Raw genomic sequence first — 25,158 nt, 5'->3', positions numbered from 1 at the left:
AATGAATCGTCGTACCCTCCTCGGCGGCCTGTTCGCGGCTGCCTCCGTCCCCGCCCTCTCCGCGTGCGCCAGCGGCATCACGTCCCTCGACAACCAGGGCACCACCACCGGTGGCGGAGGCTCCAGCAAGGGCGGAGTCACCGTCGGCACCGCCAACTTCACCGAGAACCAGGTGCTCGGCTACCTCTACGCGGCGGTCCTGAAGGCGGCCGGGGTGAAAGTGACCGTGCGCCCCAACCTCGGCACCCGGGAGATCGTGATCCCCGCTCTCAAGAGCGGCGACATCGACCTCCTGCCCGAGTACCAGGGCGCCCTCCTCAACTACCTCGACCCGAAGGCCACGCCGACGGAGCAGGGCACGATGCAGAACGCCCTCACGCTCGCCCTCCCCGCCGGCCTCCAGGTCCTGCCGTACGGCATGGCGGAGGACTCGGACGCCTTCGTCGTCACCCGCGAGACCGCGAAGAAGTACGGCTTGGTCTCCCTCGCCGACCTGAAGAAGCAGAACGGCAAACTGGTCATCGGCGCCGCTCCCGAAGTGAAGAAACGCCAGGTCGGCGCGATCGGCCTGAAGTCCGTCTACGGCGTCGAGTTCAAGGAGTTCAAGTCGCTGGACTCCGACGGCCCGCTGGTCAAGGGCGCTCTGAAGAAGGGCGACGTGGACGTCGCGAACCTCTTCACCACCGACACCGACATCCAGGCCAACGACTGGGTGGTGCTGTCCGACCCCGAGCACCTGATCCCCAGCCAGCACATCGTCCCCCTCATCGCCGACCGCAAGGCGGACGACACGGTCCGCAAGGCCCTCGCCAGGCTCGGCAACGTCCTGACCACCGCCCAGCTCACCGAGCTCAACCGCCTGGTGGACAAGGACAAGAAGGACCCGGAGGACGTGGCGAACGCATACGCGAAGCAGCACGGGCTGGTGAAGTAGCCGAGCGCCCGGGGCATCGGGCTGCCCATCCGGGGAACAGGGGGCTACCCCCAGTGCGACGGGAGCGTCGGCTGCCTAACGTGGTCCGCATGACCGGAATGGACGCGCGGGACGCCGAACTCAAGAGGGAACTAGACGCCACCCTGCAGGCCCGCAGGGAACTGGGCGAGGAGTACGAGTCGGCGCTGGTCGACTCCTTCCTGGAGAGGGTCGACGAGCGGATCGACGGCGCGATCGACCGCCGGGTGCGGCGGCAGCTGGCCGAACAGCAGATGGTGGCGGCGCGCGGCGCACGGACCCCGCGGGCGACGGACTCCTGGGGAGAGCGCTTCGGCTTCGGCATCGTGTCACTGGTGCTGGCGATCCCGCTCTCGGCGATCGGCGGCGGCATCGCGCACCTGCCCGGCCTCCTGATCACGTGGGGTGGCATCGTCGGGGTGAACGCCGTCCAGGCCGCCCGCACCCACCCCGGCCTCTTCGCCCGCCGCCGCAAGTCCTCCCAGGACAGCGACTGGGAGGGCTGAGCGGCCCCGGGGCAGGACTGCCGTGCCTCAAAACCGCGTGGGCGGGGTACGTGATGTGCGGTCTGCCGCCGAGAAAGTAATGCGCGGGGACCGCCGCACCCCCGTTGCCGGGGGGCGGGACGACGGCGGTCCCCGCGAGGGACGCGGGCCGGGTCAGGGCCGGGCTTGCGCGTCCATGGCGTCATGGAGGTCCGGGAGCCGCTCCGGAGGTCCTTGGCGCCGTTTCGGTTGCCGGCCGGGGCGGGGAGCCGCTCCCGCCCTGCCGACACCCACCAATGTGCCGGACCCGTGTTAAGCGGGTGCTGCGCGGACGTGACGCGCTCGTACCACTTCCGAGAAGCCCGTGCCTGCGCGCGGACCGCAAGTTCCCCGGCGACACGGCCGGTTCGCCGGACGTTCGCTACTGCTTTCCCCCCTTGGCCAGGAACGCCAGCAGGTCCTGCCGGCTGATCACACCGGTCGGCTTGCCCTCGACGAGGACGATCGCCGCGTCGGCCGCTCCGAGCACCGACATCAGGTCCCCGACCGGCTCACCGGAGCCGACCTGCGGCAGCGGCGCGGACATGTGCTTCTCCAGCGGGTCGTCGAGCGAGGCGCGCTTGGTGAACAGGGCGTCCAGGAGTTCGCGTTCGACGACGGAGCCCACGACCTCGGCGGCCATGACGTCCGGATGGCCCGCGCCCGGCTTGACGATCGGCATCTGCGAGACGCCGTACTCGCGCAGCACCTCGATGGCCTGGCCGACCGTCTCGTCGGGGTGCATGTGGACGAGCGAGGGGATGGAGCCGCCCTCCTTGTCGTTGAGCACGTCACCGACGCGGGCGCTCGGGCCGGCGTCCTCCAGGAAGCCGTAGTCGGCCATCCACTCGTCGTTGAAGATCTTGCTGAGGTAGCCGCGACCGCTGTCGGGGAGGAGGACGACCACCACGTCGTCGGGGCCGAGCCGCTCGGCGACCCGCAGCGCCCCCACGACCGCCATGCCGCAGGAGCCGCCGACCAGCAGCCCCTCCTCCTTCGCCAGCCGCCGGGTCATCTGGAAGGAGTCCTTGTCGGACACGGCGACGATCTCGTCGGGGATGTCCGGGTCGTACGCCGTCGGCCAGAAGTCCTCGCCGACACCCTCGACGAGGTACGGGCGCCCGGACCCGCCGGAGTACACCGATCCCTCGGGGTCGGCGCCGATGACCTTGACCCGGCCGTCGCTGACCTCCTTCAGGTAGCGCCCGGTACCGGAGATGGTGCCACCGGTGCCGACGCCGGCGACGAAGTGGGTGATCCTCCCCTCCGTCTGCTCCCACAGCTCGGGGCCGGTCGAATGATAGTGCGAAAGAGGGTTGTTGGGGTTGGAGTACTGGTCCGGCTTCCAGGCGCCGGGCGTCTCACGGACCAGCCGGTCGGAGACGTTGTAGTACGAGTCCGGGTGCTCCGGGGCCACCGCCGTCGGACACACGACCACCTCGGCACCGTACGCACGCAGCACGTTGATCTTGTCCGTGGAGACCTTGTCGGGGCACACGAAGATGCACTTGTAGCCCTTCTGCTGGGCCACGATCGCGAGGCCCACACCTGTGTTTCCACTGGTCGGCTCGACGATCGTGCCCCCCGGCTCGAGCTCGCCGCTCTGCTCGGCCGCCTCGATCATGCGCAGGGCGATGCGGTCCTTCACGGAACCGCCGGGGTTGAAGTACTCGACCTTCGCGAGGACGGTCGCCTGGATGCCGGCTGTCACGCGGTTGAGCCTCACCAGCGGGGTGTTGCCGACCAGGCTGATCATCGAGTCGTGGAATTGCACCGTTGTCTCCGGTTGCTGCAAAAGAAGTGGTCGTGATGTGCCGCCAGCGTAAGCGCTCCTGCGGCCGGGTGGTCCGCAAGCGCGGGCCGTCCCGGGCGTTCACGTCCAGTTGAGATTGGACGACAGTGCGTACGGGGCAAGCAGTGGATGTACGGCTACGAGGAGGTGGCGGCGACGCATGTCGAGCATGTCGAGGGCGAGGGTGGCCCGGCGCATCGCGGCGGGCGCAGCGTACGGCGGCGGCGGAGTCGGCCTGGTCGGTGCGGCCGCCGTCGGGCTGCTGCTGGCCGAGGTGCAGATGGCCAAGCGCCACGTGGGCAACGGTCACAGCCCGCATCCGCCGAGCGCGGACGGCCTGTACGGACGGGGGTACGCCGCCCTTGACGGACCGCCGCTGCGGCTGATGATGCTGGGCGACTCCACGGCCGCGGGGCAGGGAGTGCACCGCTTGCGCCAGACGCCGGGCGCCCTGCTGGCGTCGGGCCTCGCGGCGGTGGCGGAACGCCCGGTGGAGCTGCGTGTCGTGGCCCTCCCGGGAGCGCAGTCCGACGACCTGGACCGGCAGGTGTCGCTGGCTCTCGAGGACCAGGACCGGGTCCCCGACATCTGCGTGATCATGATCGGCGCGAACGACGTCACGCACCGCATGCCGGCCACGCGCTCGGTGCGCCACCTGTCGTCGGCGGTACGCCGCCTGCGCACGGCGGGCGCGGAGGTGGTGGTCGGCACCTGCCCCGACCTCGGCACGATCGAACCGGTCCAGCAACCGCTGCGCTGGCTCGCCCGCCGGGCCTCGCGTCAGCTGGCCGCAGCCCAGACGATCGGGGTCGTCGAACAGGGGGGCCGTACGGTGTCTCTGGGCGACCTGCTCGGTCCCGAGTTCGAGGCGAACCCGCGCGAGCTCTTCGGCCCCGACAACTACCACCCCTCGGCGGAGGGCTACGCCACGGCGGCGATGGCCGTCCTGCCGACGGTCTGTGCGGCCCTCGGCCTCTGGCCGGCGGAGGAGGAGCGCCCGGACGCGTCCCGCCGCGAGGGCTTCCTGCCGGTGGCCCGCGCCGCGGCCGAGGCCGCGTCGGAGGCGGGCACGGAGGTCACGGCCGCCATGCCGACGGGTCCACGAGGCCCCTGGGCCCTCCTCAAACGCCGCCGCCGTCGCCGCCTCCCCACCCCGGACGCGACTCCGGCCACGGCCCCGGAGCCGACGGTCTGACTCGGGGAGCTCTTCGCTCCGGGCCCCGCCTGGGTCCCCGGCGGGGCTGCAGTCCCGCCGGGGTCCGGAAACGTCCGGTGGCTGGATTCCGATGTCTCCCGAGGAAGGGGGGCAGTGGACCGATGCGGGCTGGGCGGAGCCCAGGAACGGTGCCCCGCCCACCCGCATGCCTTCCGGCTCAACCCCGGAGGAAAAGCAAGCGCTTGGAAAAGTGCGGCCCGAGTCACACCCCCACGCCCGTGACCTCCACCGTACGTGCGGGTAACTTCCCCCCAGCCCTGCCTTCTCCTCGTGCAATGGAGCCGTGATGCCTGAAGCCGTCATCGTGTCGACCGCCCGCTCCCCCATCGGCCGCGCCTTCAAGGGCTCTCTGAAGGACCTCCGCCCGGACGATCTCACCGCCACGATCATCCAGGCCGCCCTCGACAAGGTCCCCTCGCTGGACCCCAAGGACATCGACGACCTGATGCTCGGCTGCGGCCTCCCCGGAGGCGAGCAGGGCCACAACCTCGGCCGCATCGTCGCCGTACAGATGGGGATGGACCACCTCCCGGGTTGCACCATCACCCGTTACTGTTCCTCCTCTCTCCAGACCTCCCGTATGGCCCTGCACGCCATCAAGGCCGGCGAGGGCGACGTGTTCATCTCCGCGGGCGTCGAGATGGTCAGCCGCAGCGTCAAGGGCACCTCCGACGGCCTCCCCGACACCCACAACCCCCTCTTCGCCGACGCCGAGGCCCGCACCGCCGCCGTCGCCCAGTCCGAGGGCGCCGACTGGCACGACCCGCGCGAGGACGGCCTCCTGCCCGACCCGTACATCGCGATGGGCCAGACCGCCGAGAACCTCGCCCGGCTGAAGGGCATCACCCGCGAGGAGATGGACGAGTTCGGCGTCCGTTCGCAGAACCTCGCCGAGCAGGCCATCGCCAAGGGCTTCTGGGAGCGCGAGATCATCCCGGTGACCCTTCCGGACGGCACGGTCGTCAGCAAGGACGACGGCCCGCGCCCCGGCGTCACCCTGGAGGGCGTCTCCGGACTGAAGCCCGTCTTCCGCCCCGACGGCCGCGTCACCGCCGGCAACTGCTGCCCCCTCAACGACGGCGCGGCCGCCCTCGTCATCATGAGCGACACCAAGGCCCGTGAGCTGGGGCTCACGCCGCTCGCGCGGATCGTGTCCACGGGCGTGTCCGGACTTTCGCCGGAGATCATGGGCTACGGGCCCGTCGAGGCCAGCAAGCAGGCCCTCCAGCGCGCCGGCCTCACCATCGACGACATCGACCTCGTCGAGATCAACGAGGCCTTCGCCGCCCAGGTGATCCCCTCCTACCGCGACCTGAACATTCCGCTGGACAAGTTGAACGTCAACGGCGGCGCCATCGCCGTCGGCCACCCCTTCGGCATGACCGGCGCCCGCATCACCACCACGCTGATCAACTCCCTCCAGTGGCACGACAAGCAGTTCGGCCTGGAGACGATGTGCGTCGGCGGCGGCCAGGGCATGGCTATGGTCGTCGAGCGCCTCAGCTGACCGCCCAGCGCTCCCCATGCGACGGCCCGGAGCCCGGCTTCACTCAGGGCTTCGGGCCGTTTTGTGATCCAATCTCCCCCAGGATGTGACCTATCTCCCTCCCGCAGGGATTTACGCAGGTCACGCCGTTTCAGGGGTATACACCAGGACCAGGCCCCTGTCCGTTTCGTGACGTTACGCACTGACAGCTGGTTAGTCCACCCTTCAAGCTGATGTAGGAAGTCGAGGGTCGACTTTGAACCGGGAGTACGTCAGTGAGCGCCATGCCGATAGCTCTGCTGCTCACCACGGCCGCCACCGCGGGCGTGGGTGTCGCCGTCCTGTACAGCGTGCGGGCGCTGCGTCAACAGGTCGCGGCCCTGCACACCGAACTCACCAAGAGCCGTGCCACGCACACGCGCGGTCTTGTGCCCGCCGCCCGGTCCACCGCGGACGCCGAGGAGATACGCACGGCCGTGGCCGAGGCGCTCGCCGACGAGCGAGAACGCGAGCTGGCCGAGGCGCGTGCCTTCTGGGCGGCCCAGGAGGCCCGTGACATCGCCGACGCGCCCACCCTGCTCGGTCTGCCCGACACCGACCTGTTCCTGCCCCGCCAGTCGGACTTCGCCGGTCTGGAGCACAACAGCCTTGAGCCGGTGGCCGAGTCCGCCTTCGAGGAGGAGAGCGAGTTCGCCGGCGGTACCTCCCAGGACGGAGGCCTGGCTGCCGGAGACTCCCCCGAGCTGGCCGCCGCCCGTCGCCGTCACCCCTCGCACCCCGACTTCGCACCGGGCCCGTCACCGGTCGTGAACGACCACGAGCGCACGGTCGCCTGTCTGGAGAAGCTGGCCGCCGCGCGGACCGAGCTCGCCGACGTCCGCCCGGGCCCGCTGGGCACCCTCGACGTCTATGTCTTCGCGGACGGTACGACGCTGTGCATGACGCCGGGCCACCGCGAAACAGCGGAACGCCTGGCCATGGCTCTGGACGACGGCGCGGCGCCGGTCCTGCTCGGCGGCTCCGGCGTCTCGGGTGCGTACGCACTGACGTTCGCGTGCGGCGACGAGAACGTCTACGTCCTCGCGGACCGCGTCATCGCGTCCCTGTAGACACGGACCGCATCGCCGGGCCCCCAGCGACGGACCCCCGCAACAAAGGACCGCATCGTCGTGTCCCCCGTGAGGCGGACCCGCGTGCCGAGGTGTCATACCCCGGCGCGTTTTTGTGCCTCCTCCACGAGCGCCACCGCCTCGGCGAGTTCCGCCGCGTCTTTCAGGACGATCGCCAGGTCGTGCCCGGCGACGGTGATCTGGTCGGCGGCCGCGAACATACCCGCGTCCGGCATCTGACGGGGCTCGGCCGAGGGGTCCTCGAGGAGTTGGGCACGGCGCGCCAACTCCCTGGCCAGACCGAGTGCCTCGGCCGCCGCCCCCCGTTGCAGCCGGCTCTGTGGAGCGGCCCGCAAACGGTCGGCGAAGTGATCCACGGCCCGGGTCAAAGGCGTCGTATCAAGCACGCCGCGAGACTACGCGTCGCAGCACGACTGTTGCCAACAGGCGAACACTCAGGCACGGTGACCTGAAGGACCGGCTTCATCGAGTGCGTCCGGAGGCGCCGATGTCCCAAGTCTTCTCCGAGGAGACCCATCGCAATCTGCTCGCCCGAATCCCCCACTGCACCGGTCGTGAAGTCTCCGACTGGCTTCGCACCGTCGCCGAAGGCCCCGCTCTCTGCTTCGAGGAGAAGGTCAGCTGGCTCCGGCACGAGCACAATCTCGCGTACGGCCATGCCAAGGCGATCATTCACGAGTACGACCTGAGGAGGGCCGCGCGCAAACTGCTCTGAGCGCGCACCACCGAACCCGCCCGCGACAAAGCTCGGATGCGACGAAGGGCCCGTGAACCCCGGCCGGGGTTCACGGGCCCTCCACTGCCCGGTGCCGACTGCTAGTCGTTACTGCTGAAGATGGCGACCAGCCGCAGCATCTCGACGTAGATCCACACGAGGGTCAGGGTCAGGCCGAACGCGGCCAGCCAGGCCTCCTGGCGCGGCGCGCCGTACGCGATGCCGTCCTCGATCTGCTTGAAGTCGAGCGTCAGGAAGAACGCGCCCAGCAGGATCGCGATGATGCCGACGAGCGCGCCCAGCGGACCCATGCTGCGCAGCCCGCCGTCGGAAGCGACCCCGAAGGCGACCAGCAGCAGGTTGACCGCCATGACCAGAACGAACGCGATGGCGATGGCCATGCCGATCCGGGCGTACCGCGCGGTCACGCGGATCCATCCCGCCTTGTAGACGAGCAGGGTCGCGCCGGAGACCGCCATGGTGCCGAGGACGGCCTGAAAGGGCGCCCCCGCCCACTGCGCGTTGTACATCTCGCTGATGACCCCGAGGAAGACGCCCTCGAAGGCGGCGTACCCGAGGATCAGCGCGGGCGACGGGGTGCGCTTGAAGGACTGCACGATCGCCAGGACGAACGCGACGAGTGCCGAGCCGATCGCCAGGCCGTAGCTGGTGGACGAGACCGGCAGCAGGGCCCAGGCGAGGATCGCGCCGACCGCGACCGTGCCGAGGGTCGTCGCCGATCGCATGACGACGTCGTCCATCGTCATCCGGCCGGTCGTGGCCGGGGCCTGCGGCGGGGCACCGTACTGCGTCTGCTGAGCGTACGGGTTTTGGGTGTAAGGGTTCTGCGCGTAGGGATTGCCCTGTGCGTACGGGTTGCCCTGCGTGCCGACGGCGGCTCCCCCGGCCTGCGGCGCGGTGTTGAAGCCCGCGTAGCCGTTGTCGCGGCTGAACCCCCGTCGCGAGAAGACCGGGTTGCTGCTCCTCATTTCACTCCTCCATGGCCACCCTGCGTGGCCTTGGCTCAAGAGTAATAGGTAGGCAAAGGATTGACCCTAGTGCTTGGGGAGGATCTTTCCCTCGTCCTTGCGCGCAACACGCTACGCGGGTCCTTGATTCCCGGCGATGAACGGCGTCATCCATGACCAACCTGGGACAGAGTCGAGACCGGCCACTGATCAACCGGGTGATCGACGCCGGTCAACAGGGTGACCGGCCATCGGCCGACCGGGTGATCGTCGGGGTGCGGGTGCCGTTCCCCTCCGGACTGCTCACTCCAGCGGGAACCCCGTGTAGCCGTCGGCGAGGTCGGTCTCGGCGGCGCGCGAGGCGGCGAGCCGCTCCAGGCGGGCCAGCTGGATGCGGTCGTCGAACGGCGTGGCGTCCGGGGCCCGGTGCAGCATCATGGTCATCTCGTACGAGAACCGCTCGGCCTGCCAGACGCGACGCAGACAGGTCTCGGAGTACCTCTCGAGCCGCTCGCCCGAACCCGTCTCCTGCTGATGCGTCAGCGCCCGGGCGAAGGTGACGACGTCCCCGACGGCGAGGTTGAGCCCCTTGGCACCGGTGGGCGGCACGATGTGGGCGGCGTCCCCGGCCAGGAAGAGCCGTCCGTGGCGCATGGGCTCGTGCACGTAACTGCGCATCGGGGTGACGGACTTCGAGGTGATGGGTCCCCGGGCGAGCGTCCAGCCGTCCGCGGTCTCGAAGCGCCGCTCCAGCTCGTCCCAGATCTCCTCGTCGGGCCACTCCCCGGCGTCCGTGCCGGCCGGCACCTGGAGGTAGAGGCGGGAGACGGACGGGGAGCGCATGCTCAGCAGGGCGAAGCCGCGCTCGTGGCGGGCGTAGACGAGTTCGTCGTGTGAGGGCGCGACATCGGCGAGGACGCCGAGCCAGCCGAAGGGGTACGTGCGTTCGGAGACCCGGGACAGCGCGGCGGGGACCGCCTTGCGGGCCACGCCCCAGAAGCCGTCGCATCCGACGACGTAGTCGCACTCCAGGACGTCCTCGCGGCCCTCGTGGCGGAAGCGGACCCGGGGCCGATCCGTCGCCGCGTCCTCGACGGCGAGCGCCTCCGCCTCGAACAGCAGCGGCCCGCCTTCCTTGAGCTGGAGCGCGATGAGGTCCTTGCAGACCTCGGTCTGCGCGTACACCATCACGGAGCTGCCGCCGGTGAGCGCGGGGAAGTCGACGCGGTGGCGGCGGCGCGCGAAGCGCAGCTCTATCCCGTCGTGGCGCAACCCCTCGCGGTCCATGCGCTCGCCGGCCCCGGCGGCCCGTAGCACATCGACAGTGCCCTGCTCCAGGATCCCGGCCCGCTGACGCTGCTCGACATAGGCCCGGTCGCGGCTCTCCAGCACGACCGAGTCGATGCCCGCGTTGTACAGCAGCCGCGCCAGCAGCAGCCCGGCGGGTCCCGCTCCGATGATGCCGACCGTGGTACGCATCCCGACGCCCCTTTGTTCGCCCAGTCCCTTGTTCGCTTAGTGAAATTTCTTTCACTTTTCTGACGAGTGTCCGGCCGTCGGCGCTCGCTGTCAACGGTGTCGTGCTCACGAATCACGGATCAGCAGGAGAGAGAGCGCACACGAGCGGGGACGTTCTGCGGCCGGCAACGGTCCACGAGCCCGGCGGCGGGGGCGATCGACCCCCGTTCGGTCCTGTCAGGCTGTGCACATGGCGCGCTCGGCATGAGGCTGGGCTGGAGGCCAAGCCCAGCAGCGGCGGACCAGGTGACCCGCCGCCGCTGTACCCAGCCGTCGAGCCGAGGTGGAAACCGTGCCTGACCAGCGTGAGGAGACAGGTCGCATCGTCGGGGTGGACGGCTCGGCCCCATCCAAGCGGGCCCTTCGCTGGGCCGTGCGGCAGGCGGAGCTCACCCAAGGCGTGGTGGAGGCGGTGACCGCGTGGGATTTCCCGCAGTTCCACGGCTCGCTCGCCTGGTTGCCTTCGACGAGCAGTGATGAGGCGGCTCTGAGAGACCGGGCGTACCAGCAACTCACTGATGTCGTCGAGGAAACCGTGGGATCGCAGCCATCGAGTGCTTGCCGAGTACTTTCATGTGAACGACGCCGACGCCAATCTCGCGAAAATCCCCGACAGCATCTCCGACGCGGCGGCGGTCTACGTCACACCTGACGGTCAGCCCGGTGCACGAGGGCCGGCGCGCAGCGGTCGCTTCACGCCTTGCCGCCACCACACCCCCGCCGCGGCGGCCGCACAACCGCCGCCGCGGCCAGTCATCGAAAGAAAGCACCGTCATGTCCCCCAGCACCGAGCCTCGCTCCCTGTGCATCGTGGTCATGGGGGTCTCCGGGACCGGCAAGACCACCGTCGCCCGGCTGCTCGCGGACCGGCTGGACAGGCCCTTCGCGGAGGCGGACGACTTCCACCCGCCGGCCAACATCGCCAAGATGTCGGCCGGTGTCCCACTGGACGACGCGGACCGTCAGCCCTGGTTGGAGTCCGTCGGCCGCTGGCTGCACGAGCGCGACACCGCCGGCACCGGCGGCGTGGTCGCCTGCTCCGCCCTGAAGCGCCGCTACCGGGACACGCTGCGAATGGCCTGCCCAGGCGTCTTCTTCCTGCACCTGGCGGCCGGCCACGAACTGCTCGCAGAGCGGCTCCGCCACCGCACCGGCCACTTCATGCAGAGGTCGCTCCTCGACTCGCAGCTCGACACGCTCGAACCGCTCGAACCGGACGAGCTGGGCGCCTCGCTCGACGCAACTCCGGCCCCCGACACCATCGCCGACATGGTCACAGACCTGATGCCAGGTCAGTAAAGGGCCCGGGCGGCGGGGATCCGTCCCGCTGTCCGCGGGGCTTGCCATCGGCGGGCACGGCCGAGTCGCGGGCCGGCGACGCAGCACCGACGATTGGACTCAAACGCACCTGCCCGTCTCCGTGTCCGGCGTGTCCGTGTTCTCCGGCGTGGCGCTGGTGTTGAGCGGGATGCTGAGCGTTCTTCTGGGCATCACCGGCATCGCACGCGATTCCGTGTACAGCGGGCCGTCCGAGTACAGCTACCGGTTCGACCTGACCGCCTGGGGCTGGATCCATCTGGTGGTCGGGGTCGCGCTGTTGGTTGCGGGGCGGAGCACTTCCGAGGGTGGTCCGCGCCGCGCCCTGCGTCGCAGGTGCGGGAGGTGCCCGGAACCGGACTTGAACCGGTACGCCCGCGAGGGGCAGCGAGGTTTAAGCTCGCCGTGTCTGCATTCCACCATCCGGGCAGGCCATGGGGCTCCGCATCGAGCGTTCCGAGCCTATCGGGGTGCATCCCCCGAACAGCGGGCGGGCGATGCGATGTTGTCTGATTTTATTGACGTCTGAGGGTGCATCAGCACTCGGTACGGGCCATCCGCACTTGCCAATAGCCTTTCGAGCGGCCACGGCCCGTGTATGCGGAATGACGGAATTTCACCGCCCGGGAGGACGACGGGGCGAGCGGTTCCGGAGGAGGTGAACAACGGCTTTCCACTCCGGACGGTCTCAGGGGAGCGGGTCATCCCCAGGTATGACGGGGTGGGGGCCGGTCCGACTCGAGACTGCCCCGAGAACCGGAACAGCGGCTGACTACACACCACCGATCGGCCGCGACGATGGAACACGTCCTCTTCACCGTCGTCGTCCCGACAGGAGCACCCTCCCGTGACCAGCACCCCTCTCGCCGACCGGACCACCACCGTGGCCGCCCGCGCCACGGATCTGTCGAAGGTCTACGGGCAGGGCGAGACCCAGGTGGTGGCCCTCGACCGGGTCACCGTCGACTTCCAGCAGGCACAGTTCACGGCGATCATGGGGCCCTCGGGTTCGGGCAAGTCCACGCTGATGCACTGCGTCGCCGGGCTCGACTCCTTCTCGTCCGGATCCGTCCGCATCGGTGAGGTCGAACTGGGCGCGCTGAAGGACAAGCAGCTCACCAAGTTGCGCCGGGACAAGATCGGCTTCATCTTCCAGGCGTTCAACCTGCTGCCCACGCTGACCGGGCTGGAGAACATCACGCTTCCGATGGACATCGCGGGCCGCAAGCCGGACAAGGCATGGCTGGACACCGTGATCCAGATGGTCGGTCTGTCGGACCGGCTCAGCCACCGCCCCGCGCAGCTGTCGGGCGGCCAGCAGCAGCGCGTCGCGGTGGCGCGGGCGCTCGCGTCCAAGCCGGACATCATCTTCGGCGACGAGCCCACCGGGAACCTGGACTCGCGGTCCGGCGCGGAGGTGCTGGGCTTTCTGCGCAACTCCGTGCGGGAGCTGGGGCAGACGGTGGTCATGGTCACCCACGACCCGGTGGCGGCTGCGTACGCGGACCGAGTGATCTTCCTGGCCGACGGGCGGATCGTGGACGAGCTGTACGAGCCGACCGCGGAGGCGGTACTGGACCGGATGAAGCGGTTCGACGCCAAGGGCCGCACCAGCTGAGGCCCCTGCGCCCCCTGCCCCCGGAGGACCCGCCCACCGAGCGCGGCTCCCGACCATCCACCGCACACCCCAGCCCTGGACAGAGAGAAATGTTCCGTACCGCCCTGCGCAACGTGCTCGCGCACAAGGCCAGGCTGCTCATGACCGTGCTCGCCGTGATGCTCGGCGTGGCGTTCGTGTCGGGCACCCTGGTGTTCACCAACACCATCTCGGACGCCTACCAGAAGAGCTCCGCCAAGGGCTTCGACCAGGTCGACGTGGCCATCCAGCCGGAGGGTCCCGTGGACACCGGCGACAAGGTCGGCAAGGAGGCCAAGCTGACGCAGGCCCTCCTCGACAAGGCCGCCAAGGCGCAGGGCGCCGACACGGCCATCGGTGTCGTCAGCGGCTTCACCGCCATCGCCGACAAGGAAGGCAAGCTCATCGGCGGCGGCTTCCAGTCCCAGGGCGGAAACCACTGGGGGACCAAGGACCCCCGGTATCCGCTCGTCAGCGGGCACGCCCCGAAGGGACAGGGCGAGGTCCTCATCGACTCCGAGACCGCAAAGCGGGCCGGTTACCAGGTCGGCGACACCGTGCGGATGTCGATCGACGGCCCCGTACTGACACCGAGGATCACCGGCGTCTTCACCACCGACGACGGCAACGTCGCGGCCGGCGGCAGCCTCGCCCTCTTCGACACGGCCACCGCCCAGCGCCTGTTCCACAAGGACGGCTCGTACGACGAGATCGATGTGAAGGCCGCCACCGGGACCAGCCAGATCGCGCTGCGCAACGCCCTCGACGAGATCGTCCCGAAGAACGTCGCCTCCACCACCACCGGCCGGCAACTCGCCGACGACCAGGCCCGGCAGATCTCCCAGGCGACGAGCAGCATGCGCACCGCCCTGCTGGTCTTCGCAGGCATCGCGCTGTTCGTCGGCACGTTCATCATCGCCAACACCTTCACCATGCTGGTCGCCCAGCGCACCAAGGAGCTGGCACTGCTGCGCGCGGTCGGCGCGTCCCGCCGGCAGGTCACCCGATCCGTGCTCGTCGAGGCGTTCGTGGTCGGCGCCGTCGCGGCCGTGACCGGTCTGGTGGCCGGCATCGGCATCGGCGCCGGACTGCGCTCGCTCGTGGGCAGGCTGGGTGGCACGGTTCCCGACGGCCCGCTCGTCATCAGCCCGGGCACGGTTGTCACCGCCCTCGCCGTCGGCATCCTGATCACGATGCTCGCCGCCTGGCTGCCGGGCCGCCGCGCCGCGAAGATCCCGCCGGTCGCCGCGATGAGCAGCGTCCACGCAAAGGCGACCACCAAGTCCCTGGTCCTGCGGAACACGATCGGCGCCCTGCTCGCCTCGGCAGGCATCGCCACCGTGCTGTACGCCACCACGCTGGACAGCTCGGACGGCCAGGCCCCGATGGGCCTCGGCGCGGCGCTGCTCGTGATCGGCGTCTTCGTCCTCACCCCGCAGCTGTCCCGGCCGCTGATCGCGGCCGCCGCGCCCCTCCTTCGGGCCTTCGGTGTCTCCGGGAAGCTGGCGCGGCAGAACTCGGTGCGCAACCCGCGCCGCACCGCGACCACCGCCTCGGCCCTGATGATCGGTCTGACCCTGATCACGGGCCTGACGGTGATGGCGGGGAGCCTGCAGAACGCCATCGACAAGATGGCGTCCTCCGCGATCAAGGCGGACTACGTGGTGTCCATGGCGAACGGCAACGAGCTCTCACCCGGCGTCGAGAGGACGCTGAAGTCCGCCGACGGCGTCACCGCGACCAGCCCGCTGCGCAACGCGCCCTCACGTATCGACGGCCAGACCGAGTTCCTGACCGGCGTCGACGGCGCCACCATCGGCAAGCTGACGGACCTCACGGTCGACGACGGCGCCTTCGAGGTCGGCGGTAGCCGTGTCGTCGTCGACGACGACACGGCAAAGTCCCACCACTGGAGCGCGGGTTCCCGGTTCACGGTCTCGTACGAGGACGGCAGGAAGCAGCAGCTGACGGTCACCGGCGTCTACCAGGCCACCGAAATGATGCGCGGCATCATGCTGGACACCGCGACACTCTCCCCGCACCAGAGCGACCCGTCCGACATGCAGGTGATGATCAAGACGTCCGACGGCGCCACCACCTCGGCCAAGGACACGCTGGTGAAGACGCTCGGCGACAACCCGGCCATCAAGATCCAGGACAAGAAGGACATCTCCAACAGCATCGCTCAGACGTTCACCCTGATGCTGAACATGCTCTACGGCCTGCTGGCCATGGCTGTGATCGTCGCCGTCCTCGGCGTCATCAACACCCTGGCCATGTCGGTCTTCGAGCGCTCGCAGGAGATAGGGATGCTCCGCGCGATCGGCCTGGACCGCAAGGGCATCAAGCGGATGGTCCGTCTCGAGTCCCTGGTCATCTCGGTCTTCGGCGGCGTGCTCGGCATCGGCCTGGGTGTGTTCTTCGGCTGGGCGGCCGGTGAACTGCTCGGTACCAAGCTGGCGACCTACGAGCTGGTCCTGCCCTGGGGCCGGATGGCCGTCTTCCTCCTGCTGGCGGCGGCCGTCGGTGTGCTGGCCGCCCTGTGGCCGGCCCGGCGCGCGGCCCGCCTCAACATGCTGACGGCGATCAAGTCGGAGTAGCGGCAGCGGACGCGGGCCCCGTTTCTCGCTGGAACGGGGCCCTTTCGTCGTCCGTAGAACTCACGCCTCCCACGTACGGGCACGCAACGGCATCCCGGACGCACCCGACTCCGGCGTCCGTACCGCGAGCACCTGGTTGACGCCGATGCGGTTGTGTTCGAAGGCCAGGGCGGAGGATGCCATGTACAGGCGCCAGACGCGGGCGCGCCCGGGGCTGGTGAGGCGCTGCGCCTGTTCCCACTGGGCCTCCAGGTTGGCGACCCAGCGGCGCAGCGTGAGGGCGTAGTGCTCGCGGAGGGACTCGACGTCGCGGACCTCGAACCCGGCGCGCTCCAGCTGGGTCACCGTGGCGCCGAGGGGGGCGAGTTCGCCGTCCGGGAAGACGTAGGCGTCGATGAACGCGTCGACGGAGTACGAGGACTCGTCCCGCTGGGGCCGCCGTGCGATCTGGTGGTTGAGCAGCCGCCCGCCGGGCTTCAGCAGGGCGTACAGAGTGCGGGCGTACTCCAGATACGGCTCGGCGCCGACGTGTTCGGCCATGCCGATGGAGGAGATCGCGTCGTACGGGCCGTCGGCGACGTCGCGGTAGTCCTGGACCCGGATCTCGACGCGGTCGGTGAGGCCCTCGTCGGCGATCCGCTTGCGGGCGTACGCGGCCTGCTCCTGGGAGAGGGTGACGCCGACGACGCTCACGCCGTACTCGCGGGCGGCGTGCAGGGCCATGGCACCCCAGCCGCAGCCGACGTCGAGGAGCCGCTGACCGGGCTTCAGGCCGAGCTTGCGGCATACGAGTTCGAGTTTGTCGCGCTGGGCGTCCTCGAGGGTGCCGTCCGGGGTGGCCCAGTAGGCGCAGGAGTACACCATCGACGCGCCCAGGACGATCTCGTAGAAGTCGTTCCCGACGTCGTAGTGGTGGCTGATGGCGCGTCTGTCGCTGCGCCGGGTGTGGAGGTGACTGCGGACCCTGCGGATCTCCTCGCGGGGCGGCGGGGGCGGCGGGAAGGGCCCGGCCAGCTTCGCGAGGCCGCGGACGGCCGCGCGGACCTCCGGGTCTCGAACGGCCTGGACGAGCGTACGGGCGTCCTCACCGCGCTCCCAGATGAGGCCGGCGAGGAGGTCGAGGGCCGTGTACAGATCGCCGTCGATGCCCAGGTCTCCGGCGACCCAGGCGCGGACCAGGCCCAACTCCCCCGGTTTCCACAGCAGACGGCGCAGGGCGCGCCGGTTGTGCACGACGAGGGCGGGAGCGCCGGGCGGGCCGGCCTCCGAACCGTCCCAGGCGCGGATGCGCACCGGAAGCGGGTTTCCCAGCAACTGTTCGACGAGGCTCTTCAGCCGCGACGCGGCGTCGGCCATGGTGCACACCTCCGTGACGGGGATCCCGGCAATGTCCAACACCACGTAAACACTTACGGGGCCGCGCCGCAGTCCCCCGTTGGCGTTACGGCTGGGCAAAATACTTGTATACGCCACGAGGCTCCGCCCCGGATCCGCTCCACACCGGCCGGAAGGATCCGTCACCGAGCCCCGGAGGGACCCCCGTCACCGAGCCCCGGAGGGACCCCCGTCACCGAACGCCGAAGGGCCTCCCGCACCACGGATGGCGGAAGGCCCTTCGGTCGGCTGAGTGCCCGGAGGTCAGGAGGCCTTGGCCTTCTCCTCCGGCTTGCTGGCGGCGGCGATCGGGGCCGGCTTGGCGGCCTCGTAGAACTCCTCGCGCGGCGACTCGATCGCGCCGAGCGAGACGACCTCGCGCTTGAGGAACATGCCGAGCGTCCAGTCCGCGAAGATCCGGATCTTCCGGTTCCAGGTCGGCATCGCCAGACCGTGGTAGCCGCGGTGCATGTACCAGGCGAGACGGCCCTTGAGCTTGATCTTCATCTTGCCCATGACGATCATCGCGACGCCCTTGTGGAGGCCGAGCCCCGCCACCGCGCCCTTGTTCGCGTGGCTGTACTCCTTCTGCGGGAAGCCCCGCATGCCGGAGACCACGTTGTCGCCGAGCACCTTGGCCTGACGCAGCGCGTGCTGGGCGTTCGGCGGGCACCAGGCGTTCTCGTTGCCCGCCTTGCGGCCGACGAGGTCGGGCACCTGGGCGTTGTCGCCGGCGGCCCAGATGTAGTCCGTGCCCTGAACCTGGAGCGTGGCCGCGGTGTCCACGTGACCGCGCGGACCGAGCGGGAGGCCGAAGCGGGCGAGCGCCGGGTTCGGCTTGACGCCCGCGGTCCACACGATCGTGTTGGAGTCGACCTCGAGGCCGTTCTTGAGCACCACGTGCCCGTCGACGCAGGACTCCATGGAGGTGGACAGGTAGACCTCGACACCGCGGCCCTCGAGGTGCTGCTTGCCGTACTGGCCGAGCTTGGGGCCGACCTCGGGGAGGATCTTGTCGGCGGCGTCGACGAGGATGAAGCGCATGTCCTCACGGGACACATTCGTGTAGTACTTGGCCGCGTCCCGTGCCATGTCCTCGACCTCACCGATGGTCTCCGCACCGGCGAATCCACCGCCGATGAAGACGAAGGTGAGCGCCTTGCGGCGGATCTCCTCGTCGGTCGTGGAGTCGGCCTTGTCGAGCTGCTCGAGGACGTGGTTGCGCAGGCCGATGGACTCCTCGATCCCCTTCATGCCGATGCCCTGCTCGGCGAGGCCGGGGATCGGGAAGGTGCGGGAGACCGCGCCGAGCGCGATGACGAGGTAGTCGAAAGGCAGCTCGTACGCCTCGCCGACCAGCGGGGCGACCGTGGCGACCTTGCGGTCCTGGTCGATGGTGGTGACCCGGCCGGTGAGGACCTCCGCCTTCGGCAGGACGCGTCGCAGCGGGACGACGACGTGCCGGGGGGAGATGCTGCCGGCGGCGGCTTCGGGAAGGAAGGGCTGGTAGGTCATGTACGAGCGCGGGTCGACAACCGTGACGGTCGCCTCGCCGTAGCGCATCTTCTTCAGAATGCGGCGAGCTGCGTACAGGCCTACGTACCCACCGCCTACTACGAGGATCCTGGGACGCTCCGTGGTGCTCATGGCATCGAGTATCCACCTGCCCCTGGGGGGTCGCTCGTGCGCCCCTTCACAAGCTTGGGTGGCGTGTCTGCTACACTGCGCCGCTCGCGTGACGGAGGTCATGGCGTCACGGGGGAACCACCGTGTAGGCCCGACCGTTGGCAAGGCCGCGTGAGCTGCCCCTCCGGCTTTCCGGAGATCCGTACCGATCCCTGCCGCCACACCGCTGCGACCACCCGGGAACCCTCGCGCGAGCTCCCCCGAAGGCCCCTTGAGCCCCCCGGACGGCCCGGCGGGCCCCCCGCATCGCCCAGCCGGACCGATTTCCTTGTGAAGAACTTCACGAAGTTTTCCGGCGGCGCGTCGCCGAGGGGTCACGGAAGCCGCCTCGGGGGCGCTCATACGTTATCGGACCTGCTCAGGAGAGGCTACCGACGAGTAGTGAAAGGCTCTTTCCGTAGCTTCTGAACGCCCGTCAGAGCCGGTCGCTACGCGATGGACCAGACGATTCCGTCGAGGATGTCGTGCTCGCTGACCACGACCTCTGCGGCCCCGATCCGCTCCATGATCGCGAGCAGTACGAGGGCGCCGGCGCCGATCACGTCCACGCGGCCCGGATGCATGGAGGGGATCGCCGCGCGCTCGGCGTGCGTCGACCTCAGCAGCCACTCGGTGATCTCCCGGACCCGGTCGAGGGTGATCCGGGAGTGGTGGATCCTCGCGGAGTCGTACTCAGGGAGGTCCTGGGCGATTGCCGAGAGGGTGGTGACCGAGCCGGCGAGTCCGACGAGGGTCTGCGCCTCGCTCAGCGGCACCGTCTCCTCCGCGACGTCCAACGCGGCCTCGATGTCGGACCGTATGGCCGCGATCTGCTCCTGGGTCGGCGGGTCGGTGACGACCCCGTCCTGGACAAGATGACGCTCCGTCATACGGACGCAGCCGATGTCGACGGACCGCGCGGCACGCACATGGTCCTCGCCGACGACGAACTCCGTGGAGCCGCCGCCGATGTCCACGACCAGGAAGGGCACGGCCAGGTCCTCGCGGTCCCCCAGCTCCTTGGTCGCGCCCGTGAAGGAGAACTCCGCCTCCTGGTCGCCCGAGATGACCTCGGGCTCGACACCGAGGATCTCCAGCACCCCGCGGACGAACTCGTCCCGGTTCTCCGCGTCCCGGGAGGCGGACGTGGCGACGAAGCGGAGCCGCTCGGCGCCGTACTCCTTGATGATCTCGGCGTACTCCCGGCAGGCGGCGAACGTGCGCTCGAGGGCCTCCGGCGCGAGCCGACCGGTCCGGTCCACGCCCTGTCCGAGCCGGACGATGGTCATCCGCCGGTCCAGTTCGACGAGTTCACCGGTGGCCGGGTCGGCATCCGCGACCAGGAGCCGGATGGAGTTCGTACCGCAGTCGACGGCCGCGACGCGTGTCACTTGTCGTCCTCCTTCGAGGCTTCGCCGCAGGAGGCACTGTCCTGCCCGACCGTCACACACGGGCCCTTCAGCCACCACTCCGGCAGCATCGCGAGCGCCTCGTCACCCAAGGGGTTCACCCCGGGCCCGGCCACCAGCGAGTGCGCGACCAGGACATGCAGGCACTTGACCCGGTCCGGCATGCCACCGGCGCTGGGGAAGCCCTTCAGCTCCTCGATCTCGTCCCGGCGCCGGATGTAGTCCTCGTGCGCGGCACGGTACACGGCGGCGAGCTCCGGGTCGGACGCGAGCCGCTCGGTCATCTCCTTCATCACGCCGTTGGCCTCGAGCGTGCCGATCGCCGACGCGGCGCGCGGGCAGGTCAGGTAATACAGCGTCGGGAAGGGCGTGCCGTCGGGCAGCCGCGGGGCCGTCTCCACGACGTCCGGCTGCCCGCACGGGCAGCGGTGCGCGATCGCGCGCAGTCCGCGCGGCGGCCGGCCGAGCTGCTGCTTGAAAGCCTCGACGTCCGCGTGGGTGGGTGCGGTGCGCGCCGTGGGCGGCGGGGGTGTTTCCATGCCGTACGAAATTCTCTCTGGTGTCTCTGTCGGGTTCACTGGCTGGACTTGTCGGACTTGTCGACCCCGTCCCAGATGTTGGCGTACCAAGGGCGCGCGGCCGTCGTGCGGTCCGTGCGCGACTGCTTGGCCGCGTCCGGGTCGATCACGACGTAACCGGTCTCCCCCGGCATCACGTAGTGCAGCCGCAGCCGGATCTGCTGCTCCGCGTACGCGTCGTCCTGCCAGCGCGCCTTGAGGTCGCGCAGCTGCTCGACCCGCTCGCGGGCCTGGGCCTTCTGCCGCTCGAGGTCGGCGATCTCCGCACGCTGGGAGACGTACTGCCTTATCGGGTACGCCAGCGCCAGGATCAGCGAGCACAGCACGAGCGCGAGCAGCGCGGCCCGGCCGGTGAGCCGGGAGCGGCGGGCCTGCCGTCGGGTCTGGGAGCGGTAGACCCGGGCCGCCGTCTGCTCCCCGAGCAGCCGCAGCCTGGTCGCGGTGGAGAACCGGTCACGGTCCTTCACGGCCATGTCCACGCCTCCCCTTCACACGTACGTACGTCCCCGCACACGGTACGGGACCGGGTACGGGGACGTACGGACGACTGGCTAAGGCGTGGCCCTGCCCGCTCAGCCCTTGAAGCGCGGGAACGCGCTGCGGCCCGCGTACACCGCGGCGTCGTCGAGGATCTCCTCGATGCGCAGCAGCTGGTTGTACTTGGCGACGCGCTCGGAACGGGCCGGGGCGCCGGTCTTGATCTGACCGCAGTTGGTGGCGACGGCCAGGTCGGCGATGGTGACGTCCTCGGTCTCACCGGAGCGGTGGGACATCATGCACTTGAAGCCGTTGCGCTGGGCCAGCTCGACGGCGTCCAGGGTCTCGGTCAGGGAGCCGATCTGGTTGACCTTGACGAGCAGGGCGTTGGCGGCGCCCTCCTCGATGCCCCTGGCGAGGCGCTCGGGGTTGGTGACGAACAGGTCGTCGCCGACGAGCTGGACCTTGTCGCCGAGCTTGTCGGTGATGACCTTCCAGCCGGCCCAGTCGTCCTCGAACAGCGGGTCCTCGATGGAGACGAGCGGGTAGGCCGCGACGAGCTCCTCGTAGTACTCCGTCATCTCGGCGGCGGAGCGCTCCTTGCCCTCGAACAGGTACTTGCCGTCCTTGTAGAACTCGGACGCGGCGACGTCGAGCGCGAGGGCGATCTGCTCGCCGGGGACGTACCCGGCCTGCTTGACGGCCTCGAGGATGAGGTCGAGGGCCTCGCGGTTGGAGCCGAGGTTCGGGGCGAAGCCGCCCTCGTCACCGAGGCCGGTGGACAGGCCCTTGCTCTTCAGCACCTTCTTGAGCGTGTGGTAGACCTCGGTGCCCCAGCGCAGGGCCTCGGAGAAGGACTCCGCACCGATCGGAGCGATCATGAACTCCTGGATGTCCACGTTGGAGTCGGCGTGCGAGCCGCCGTTCAGGATGTTCATCATCGGCACCGGCAGCAGGTGCGCGTTGGGGCCGCCCAGGTAGCGGAAGAGCGGCAGGTCGGACGCCTCGGAGGCGGCGTGGGCGACGGCGAGGGAGACGCCGAGGATGGCGTTGGCGCCGAGCGAGCCCTTGTTGTCGGTGGCGTCCAGGTCGAACATCGCCTGGTCGATCAGGCGCTGCTCGGTGGCGTCGTAGCCGACGAGCTCCGGGCCGATCTGCTCGATCACGGCCAGGACGGCCTTCTCGACGCCCTTGCCCTGGTAGCGGTTGGGGTCACCGTCGCGGAGCTCGATGGCCTCGAAGGCGCCGGTGGAGGCGCCGGACGGAACGGCGGCACGACCCGTGCTGCCGTCGTCGAGGCCGACCTCGACCTCGACCGTGGGGTTGCCTCGGGAGTCCAGGATTTCCCGGGCTACGACGACGTCGATGGACGGCACGAGCATCTCCTTCTTGGATGTGACGCTGAGAGTGCGGGGCACTTGTGACTAGAGCCTAACCGTCCCGGGCCATCGGCCAGCCGACCGACCGTCCCGTGGACAGGGTGACGGTACACATTGTTCCAGCGCGGAACAAAGGGGGAGGGGAAGGCCTGGTGAAAATCGCGCGGCGCGCAAGCAAAAAGCCCCGCTCCGGTGCGTACGGGGGAACACGCACCGGAGCGGGGAGCCCGTGGGGACGGGGGGCGGTCCTCACGTGACCTCCGCGATGAAGGCCATGTATATGGGGACCCTGTGGCCCGGCTACCAGCCGCCTGTCACTTGAGGTGCAGCTGCTGGCCGGGGTAGATGAGGTCGGCGTCCTTGACGATGTCCTTGTTCAGCTCGAACAGCTTCTTCCAGCCGCCCTGGACGTGGTGCTTCTCGGCGATCGAGCTGAGGGTGTCGCCCTTGACCACCTTGTACTCGCCGTCGCCCTTCTTGACCTTCTGGCCGGTCGGGGTGGTGACGGTCTTCTGCGCAGCCGGACGCTCGGCCGAACGGGAGGCCTGCTGCGTGGCCGCCCGAGGGGCGGTCTTGGTGGCGCTGGAAGCGGTGCCGGCGGCGGCGCCGTTGTACGGGGCGCCGGACAGACCCTTGCCGCAGACCGGCCAGGCACCCTTGCCCTGGCCCGCGAGGACCTTCTCGGCTATGGCGATCTGCTGGGCCTTGCCGGCCAGGTCGGCACGCGGGGCGTAGGCGGTGCCACCGTAGGCGGCCCAGGTGGAGTTGGTGAACTGCAGACCACCGTAGAAGCCGTTGCCGGTGTTGATGGACCAGTTGCCACCGGACTCGCACTGGGCGACGGCGTCCCACTCGGAAGCGGTGGCGGCGGAGGCGGTGCCGGCCGCCATAAGCGGGGCGGCGACGGCGGCGCCGGTGACACCGGCGAGCGCGATGGCGCGGACGGCCTTGGACGGGCGGCGGTGCTTGCCCTTGCCGGAACACAGCATGGTTCGTTCCCCTCACCGACGCCTGCGAGGTGAGCTGTCGGGTTCGGGCCGGTTGAGTTGCCCGGCCGCGCACCACTGGATGCGCGGCTCCACCCCCAGCCGCCCCCGGTCAACTCCCGGGCGCGGCACTTACCTTGGGTCCCCCGCTCCTGCCTACGGCGCTTGACGCGACGACTGTTCCCACGCGGCCGCTGGCAGGATTCGGCGTTGCGACCGGGGGGCCCGCTGTGGCGAGCGGTCACGACCGTAAGCAGTCGATCCGCCGAATTCCAAAGACGATCAGGGCCAATGAGACCCATCTCTCACTCTCGCCAATCCAGACATTCGGCGCGAAGTAGGGCGTGAAGTCCCCTTCGAACGGAGGGTAGTTCAGGGCTGCTCCGCCACCGGCTCGACCTCGAGCGCAAGGCTCTGACCGGGGAGGATGAGATCGGGGTCGGCACCGACCGTCTTCTTGTTCGCGTCATACAGGGCGGTCCATCCACCCGTGAGGTCAAGAGAGTCGGCGATGGCCGACAGGCTGTCCCCGGGACGGACGGTGTACGAGCCGTCGGCGGCGTCGCGTGCGGCGTCGGAGCCCCGCGAGGCGTGCCGGCCGGCCGAGTCGCCCGTGCGGCCGTCTGCGGCACCCTCGTCGGCGCTGTCGCCGCGGTGGCGGCCGGCGCCGGAGGTCTCGTTCGCGTCGTCACCCGAAGAGGCGCCGTTCCGCCCGGACTTGTCCGACTCGTCACTCTTCGCCGTAGCAGCGGGCGAGTCGCTGGACCCCCGGGAACCGCTCGCGCCCGCCTCACTCTCGGCCGAGTCGGCGGTCGCTCCTGAGGAGGGGGATGAAGAGGAAGACGCGGATGAAGAAGGCGACGACGTTACCGAAGTGGATGAACCGGATGAGTCGGACAGACCGGAGTCCACGCCGGAGCCGGAAGCGGAACCGCCGCCGGACAAGTCACCCGCGAGGCCCGTGTCGACATGCGCGGAGGCGGAGTCCTCGCTCAGGCCTGAAACCAGAGCGCAGGCGGACCAGACGGAGACACCCCGGTCGGCGAGGATCTTCTCGGCGACGGCGATCTGCTGGGAGCGGCTCGCCTGATCGGCGCTGGGGGCGTAGTCGAGGCCGCCGTACTTCTCCCAGTCCCGCTGCGTCAACTGGAGCCCGCCGTAGCGACCGTTGCCGGTGTCCGCACTCCAGGAGCCGCCGCTCTCGCACTCCGCGACCTGGTCCCACGTGGTGCCGCCGGCCGCACTCGCGCCCGTGGCACCGAGGAGCGGGATCGCGATCGCTGACCCGGTCACCCCTGCCGCGACGAGGAGAGCCGGAGCCTGACGGGGGCGACGGTGACGACCGTTCCCGGAGAGCATGCGGTTGCCTTTCACACGACAGCGGTGACCGACGCGGCGACTGTGGCGTACCGCCGCGTTGCTGCGTGAACGTATCG

At 69.8% G+C, this 25,158-nt stretch carries 21 protein-coding genes, 1 tRNA gene, 2 pseudogenes and 1 riboswitch; of the genes and pseudogenes, 11 read left to right on the top strand and 13 right to left on the bottom strand.

Annotated features, from left to right (window positions below; all coding sequences use genetic code 11):
* The first annotated feature begins 1 nt into the window (after position 1).
* Together ACZ3TS_RS14050 and ACZ3TS_RS14045 are read left to right on the top strand one after the other, a co-directional pair.
* The gene (locus ACZ3TS_RS14050) at positions 2 to 934 is read left to right on the top strand and encodes an ABC transporter substrate-binding protein (RefSeq protein ID WP_467617225.1); all 933 of its coding nucleotides are present in this window, start codon (positions 2 to 4) and stop codon (positions 932 to 934) included.
* 98 nt (positions 935 to 1,032) lie between these two features.
* Positions 1,033 to 1,458, top strand: coding sequence for a hypothetical protein (locus tag ACZ3TS_RS14045; protein WP_467617308.1), 426 nt, complete (start codon positions 1,033 to 1,035; stop codon positions 1,456 to 1,458).
* Positions 1,459 to 1,858: 400 nt separating this feature from the next.
* On the opposite strand, the gene ACZ3TS_RS14040 is transcribed toward ACZ3TS_RS14045, so the two are convergent.
* Entirely contained in the window at positions 1,859 to 3,250 is a 1,392-nt protein-coding gene (locus tag ACZ3TS_RS14040; protein WP_467617223.1) for a cystathionine beta-synthase, read from the bottom strand.
* A gap of 178 nt (positions 3,251 to 3,428) precedes the next feature.
* Here ACZ3TS_RS14040 and ACZ3TS_RS14035 point away from each other — a divergent pair, with 178 nt between their 5' ends.
* From ACZ3TS_RS14035 to ACZ3TS_RS14025, 3 genes are all read left to right on the top strand, one after another.
* The gene (locus ACZ3TS_RS14035) at positions 3,429 to 4,463 is read left to right on the top strand and encodes an SGNH/GDSL hydrolase family protein (protein WP_467617221.1); all 1,035 of its coding nucleotides are present in this window, start codon (positions 3,429 to 3,431) and stop codon (positions 4,461 to 4,463) included.
* 307 nt (positions 4,464 to 4,770) lie between these two features.
* Positions 4,771 to 5,991 (top strand): acetyl-CoA C-acetyltransferase, encoded by a 1,221-nt coding sequence (locus ACZ3TS_RS14030; RefSeq protein ID WP_467617219.1) that lies wholly within the window; start codon positions 4,771 to 4,773, stop codon positions 5,989 to 5,991.
* A 263-nt stretch (positions 5,992 to 6,254) separates the two neighbouring features.
* The gene (locus tag ACZ3TS_RS14025) at positions 6,255 to 7,079 is read left to right on the top strand and encodes a hypothetical protein (RefSeq protein WP_467617306.1); all 825 of its coding nucleotides are present in this window, start codon (positions 6,255 to 6,257) and stop codon (positions 7,077 to 7,079) included.
* 95 nt (positions 7,080 to 7,174) lie between these two features.
* On the opposite strand, the gene ACZ3TS_RS14020 is transcribed toward ACZ3TS_RS14025, so the two are convergent.
* Positions 7,175 to 7,486 (bottom strand): hypothetical protein, encoded by a 312-nt coding sequence (locus ACZ3TS_RS14020; protein WP_467617216.1) that lies wholly within the window; start codon positions 7,484 to 7,486, stop codon positions 7,175 to 7,177.
* 101 nt (positions 7,487 to 7,587) lie between these two features.
* Between ACZ3TS_RS14020 and ACZ3TS_RS14015 the strand changes: the two genes are divergently transcribed.
* Positions 7,588 to 7,815 carry a DUF4287 domain-containing protein gene (locus ACZ3TS_RS14015; RefSeq protein WP_055490628.1) on the top strand — a complete coding sequence of 76 codons (228 nt, stop codon included), beginning with the start codon at positions 7,588 to 7,590 and terminating at the stop codon, positions 7,813 to 7,815.
* A 101-nt stretch (positions 7,816 to 7,916) separates the two neighbouring features.
* Here the strand turns inward: ACZ3TS_RS14015 and ACZ3TS_RS14010 are convergent, their stop codons facing one another.
* Both ACZ3TS_RS14010 and ACZ3TS_RS14005 read right to left on the bottom strand, forming a co-directional pair.
* A complete protein-coding gene (locus tag ACZ3TS_RS14010; RefSeq protein ID WP_467617214.1) occupies positions 7,917 to 8,804 on the bottom strand; it encodes a Bax inhibitor-1/YccA family protein in 888 nt (295 codons plus the stop codon).
* Between the two features lie 282 nt (positions 8,805 to 9,086).
* Positions 9,087 to 10,262 (bottom strand): 4-hydroxybenzoate 3-monooxygenase, encoded by a 1,176-nt coding sequence (locus ACZ3TS_RS14005; RefSeq protein ID WP_467617212.1) that lies wholly within the window; start codon positions 10,260 to 10,262, stop codon positions 9,087 to 9,089.
* Positions 10,263 to 10,593: 331 nt separating this feature from the next.
* Here ACZ3TS_RS14005 and ACZ3TS_RS14000 point away from each other — a divergent pair.
* The 3 genes and pseudogenes from ACZ3TS_RS14000 to ACZ3TS_RS13990 all read left to right on the top strand — a co-directional run.
* Positions 10,594 to 10,851 (top strand): annotated as a pseudogene (locus tag ACZ3TS_RS14000) (universal stress protein); the annotation flags it as partial.
* 224 nt (positions 10,852 to 11,075) lie between these two features.
* Positions 11,076 to 11,600, top strand: coding sequence for a gluconokinase (locus tag ACZ3TS_RS13995; protein WP_467617210.1), 525 nt, complete (start codon positions 11,076 to 11,078; stop codon positions 11,598 to 11,600).
* Between the two features lie 121 nt (positions 11,601 to 11,721).
* Positions 11,722 to 11,904 (top strand): annotated as a pseudogene (locus tag ACZ3TS_RS13990) (DUF7144 family membrane protein); the annotation flags it as partial.
* A gap of 60 nt (positions 11,905 to 11,964) precedes the next feature.
* On the opposite strand, the gene ACZ3TS_RS13985 reads toward ACZ3TS_RS13990, so the two are convergent.
* Positions 11,965 to 12,047: transfer RNA gene (locus ACZ3TS_RS13985), tRNA-Leu, on the bottom strand.
* Positions 12,048 to 12,465: 418 nt separating this feature from the next.
* On the opposite strand from ACZ3TS_RS13985, the gene ACZ3TS_RS13980 reads away from it, so the two are divergent.
* Together ACZ3TS_RS13980 and ACZ3TS_RS13975 are read left to right on the top strand one after the other, a co-directional pair.
* On the top strand, positions 12,466 to 13,236 hold the full coding sequence (locus ACZ3TS_RS13980; RefSeq protein ID WP_467617207.1) for an ABC transporter ATP-binding protein: 771 nt from the start codon (positions 12,466 to 12,468) through the stop codon (positions 13,234 to 13,236).
* An 89-nt stretch (positions 13,237 to 13,325) separates the two neighbouring features.
* Positions 13,326 to 15,854 (top strand): ABC transporter permease, encoded by a 2,529-nt coding sequence (locus ACZ3TS_RS13975; RefSeq protein ID WP_467617205.1) that lies wholly within the window; start codon positions 13,326 to 13,328, stop codon positions 15,852 to 15,854.
* Positions 15,855 to 15,914: 60 nt separating this feature from the next.
* On the opposite strand, the gene ACZ3TS_RS13970 is transcribed toward ACZ3TS_RS13975, so the two are convergent.
* The 8 genes from ACZ3TS_RS13970 to ACZ3TS_RS13935 all read right to left on the bottom strand — a co-directional run bounded on the left by ACZ3TS_RS13970 (position 15,915) and on the right by ACZ3TS_RS13935 (position 25,081).
* Positions 15,915 to 17,210, bottom strand: a complete 1,296-nt coding sequence (locus ACZ3TS_RS13970) for a class I SAM-dependent methyltransferase (RefSeq protein WP_467617202.1) — start codon at positions 17,208 to 17,210, stop codon at positions 15,915 to 15,917.
* Positions 17,211 to 17,492: 282 nt separating this feature from the next.
* The gene (locus tag ACZ3TS_RS13965) at positions 17,493 to 18,875 is read right to left on the bottom strand and encodes an NAD(P)/FAD-dependent oxidoreductase (protein ID WP_467617200.1); all 1,383 of its coding nucleotides are present in this window, start codon (positions 18,873 to 18,875) and stop codon (positions 17,493 to 17,495) included.
* 467 nt (positions 18,876 to 19,342) lie between these two features.
* Entirely contained in the window at positions 19,343 to 20,284 is a 942-nt protein-coding gene (locus ACZ3TS_RS13960; protein ID WP_467617198.1) for a Ppx/GppA phosphatase family protein, read from the bottom strand.
* Complete coding sequence (locus tag ACZ3TS_RS13955) at positions 20,281 to 20,841, bottom strand: DUF501 domain-containing protein (RefSeq protein ID WP_467617195.1); 561 nt, start codon at positions 20,839 to 20,841, stop codon at positions 20,281 to 20,283. Before ACZ3TS_RS13955 ends, ACZ3TS_RS13960 begins: the two co-directional genes overlap by 4 nt.
* 35 nt (positions 20,842 to 20,876) lie before the next feature.
* A complete protein-coding gene (locus ACZ3TS_RS13950; RefSeq protein WP_467617194.1) occupies positions 20,877 to 21,353 on the bottom strand; it encodes an FtsB family cell division protein in 477 nt (158 codons plus the stop codon).
* Positions 21,354 to 21,452: 99 nt separating this feature from the next.
* A complete protein-coding gene (gene eno, locus ACZ3TS_RS13945) occupies positions 21,453 to 22,739 on the bottom strand; it encodes a phosphopyruvate hydratase (RefSeq protein ID WP_467617304.1) in 1,287 nt (428 codons plus the stop codon).
* 311 nt (positions 22,740 to 23,050) lie between these two features.
* Positions 23,051 to 23,725 (bottom strand): transglycosylase family protein, encoded by a 675-nt coding sequence (locus ACZ3TS_RS13940; RefSeq protein WP_467617192.1) that lies wholly within the window; start codon positions 23,723 to 23,725, stop codon positions 23,051 to 23,053.
* 4 nt (positions 23,726 to 23,729) lie between these two features.
* Positions 23,730 to 23,896, bottom strand: a riboswitch (cyclic di-AMP (ydaO/yuaA leader).
* A gap of 198 nt (positions 23,897 to 24,094) precedes the next feature.
* On the bottom strand, positions 24,095 to 25,081 hold the full coding sequence (locus tag ACZ3TS_RS13935) for a LysM peptidoglycan-binding domain-containing protein (protein ID WP_467617190.1): 987 nt from the start codon (positions 25,079 to 25,081) through the stop codon (positions 24,095 to 24,097).
* Positions 25,082 to 25,158 lie beyond the last annotated feature (77 nt).

The organism is Streptomyces sp. NPDC022910 (assembly GCF_055561075.1).
The sequence above is the reverse complement of the archived record's forward strand: the minus strand, read 5'-3'. Positions and strand labels throughout refer to the sequence as shown.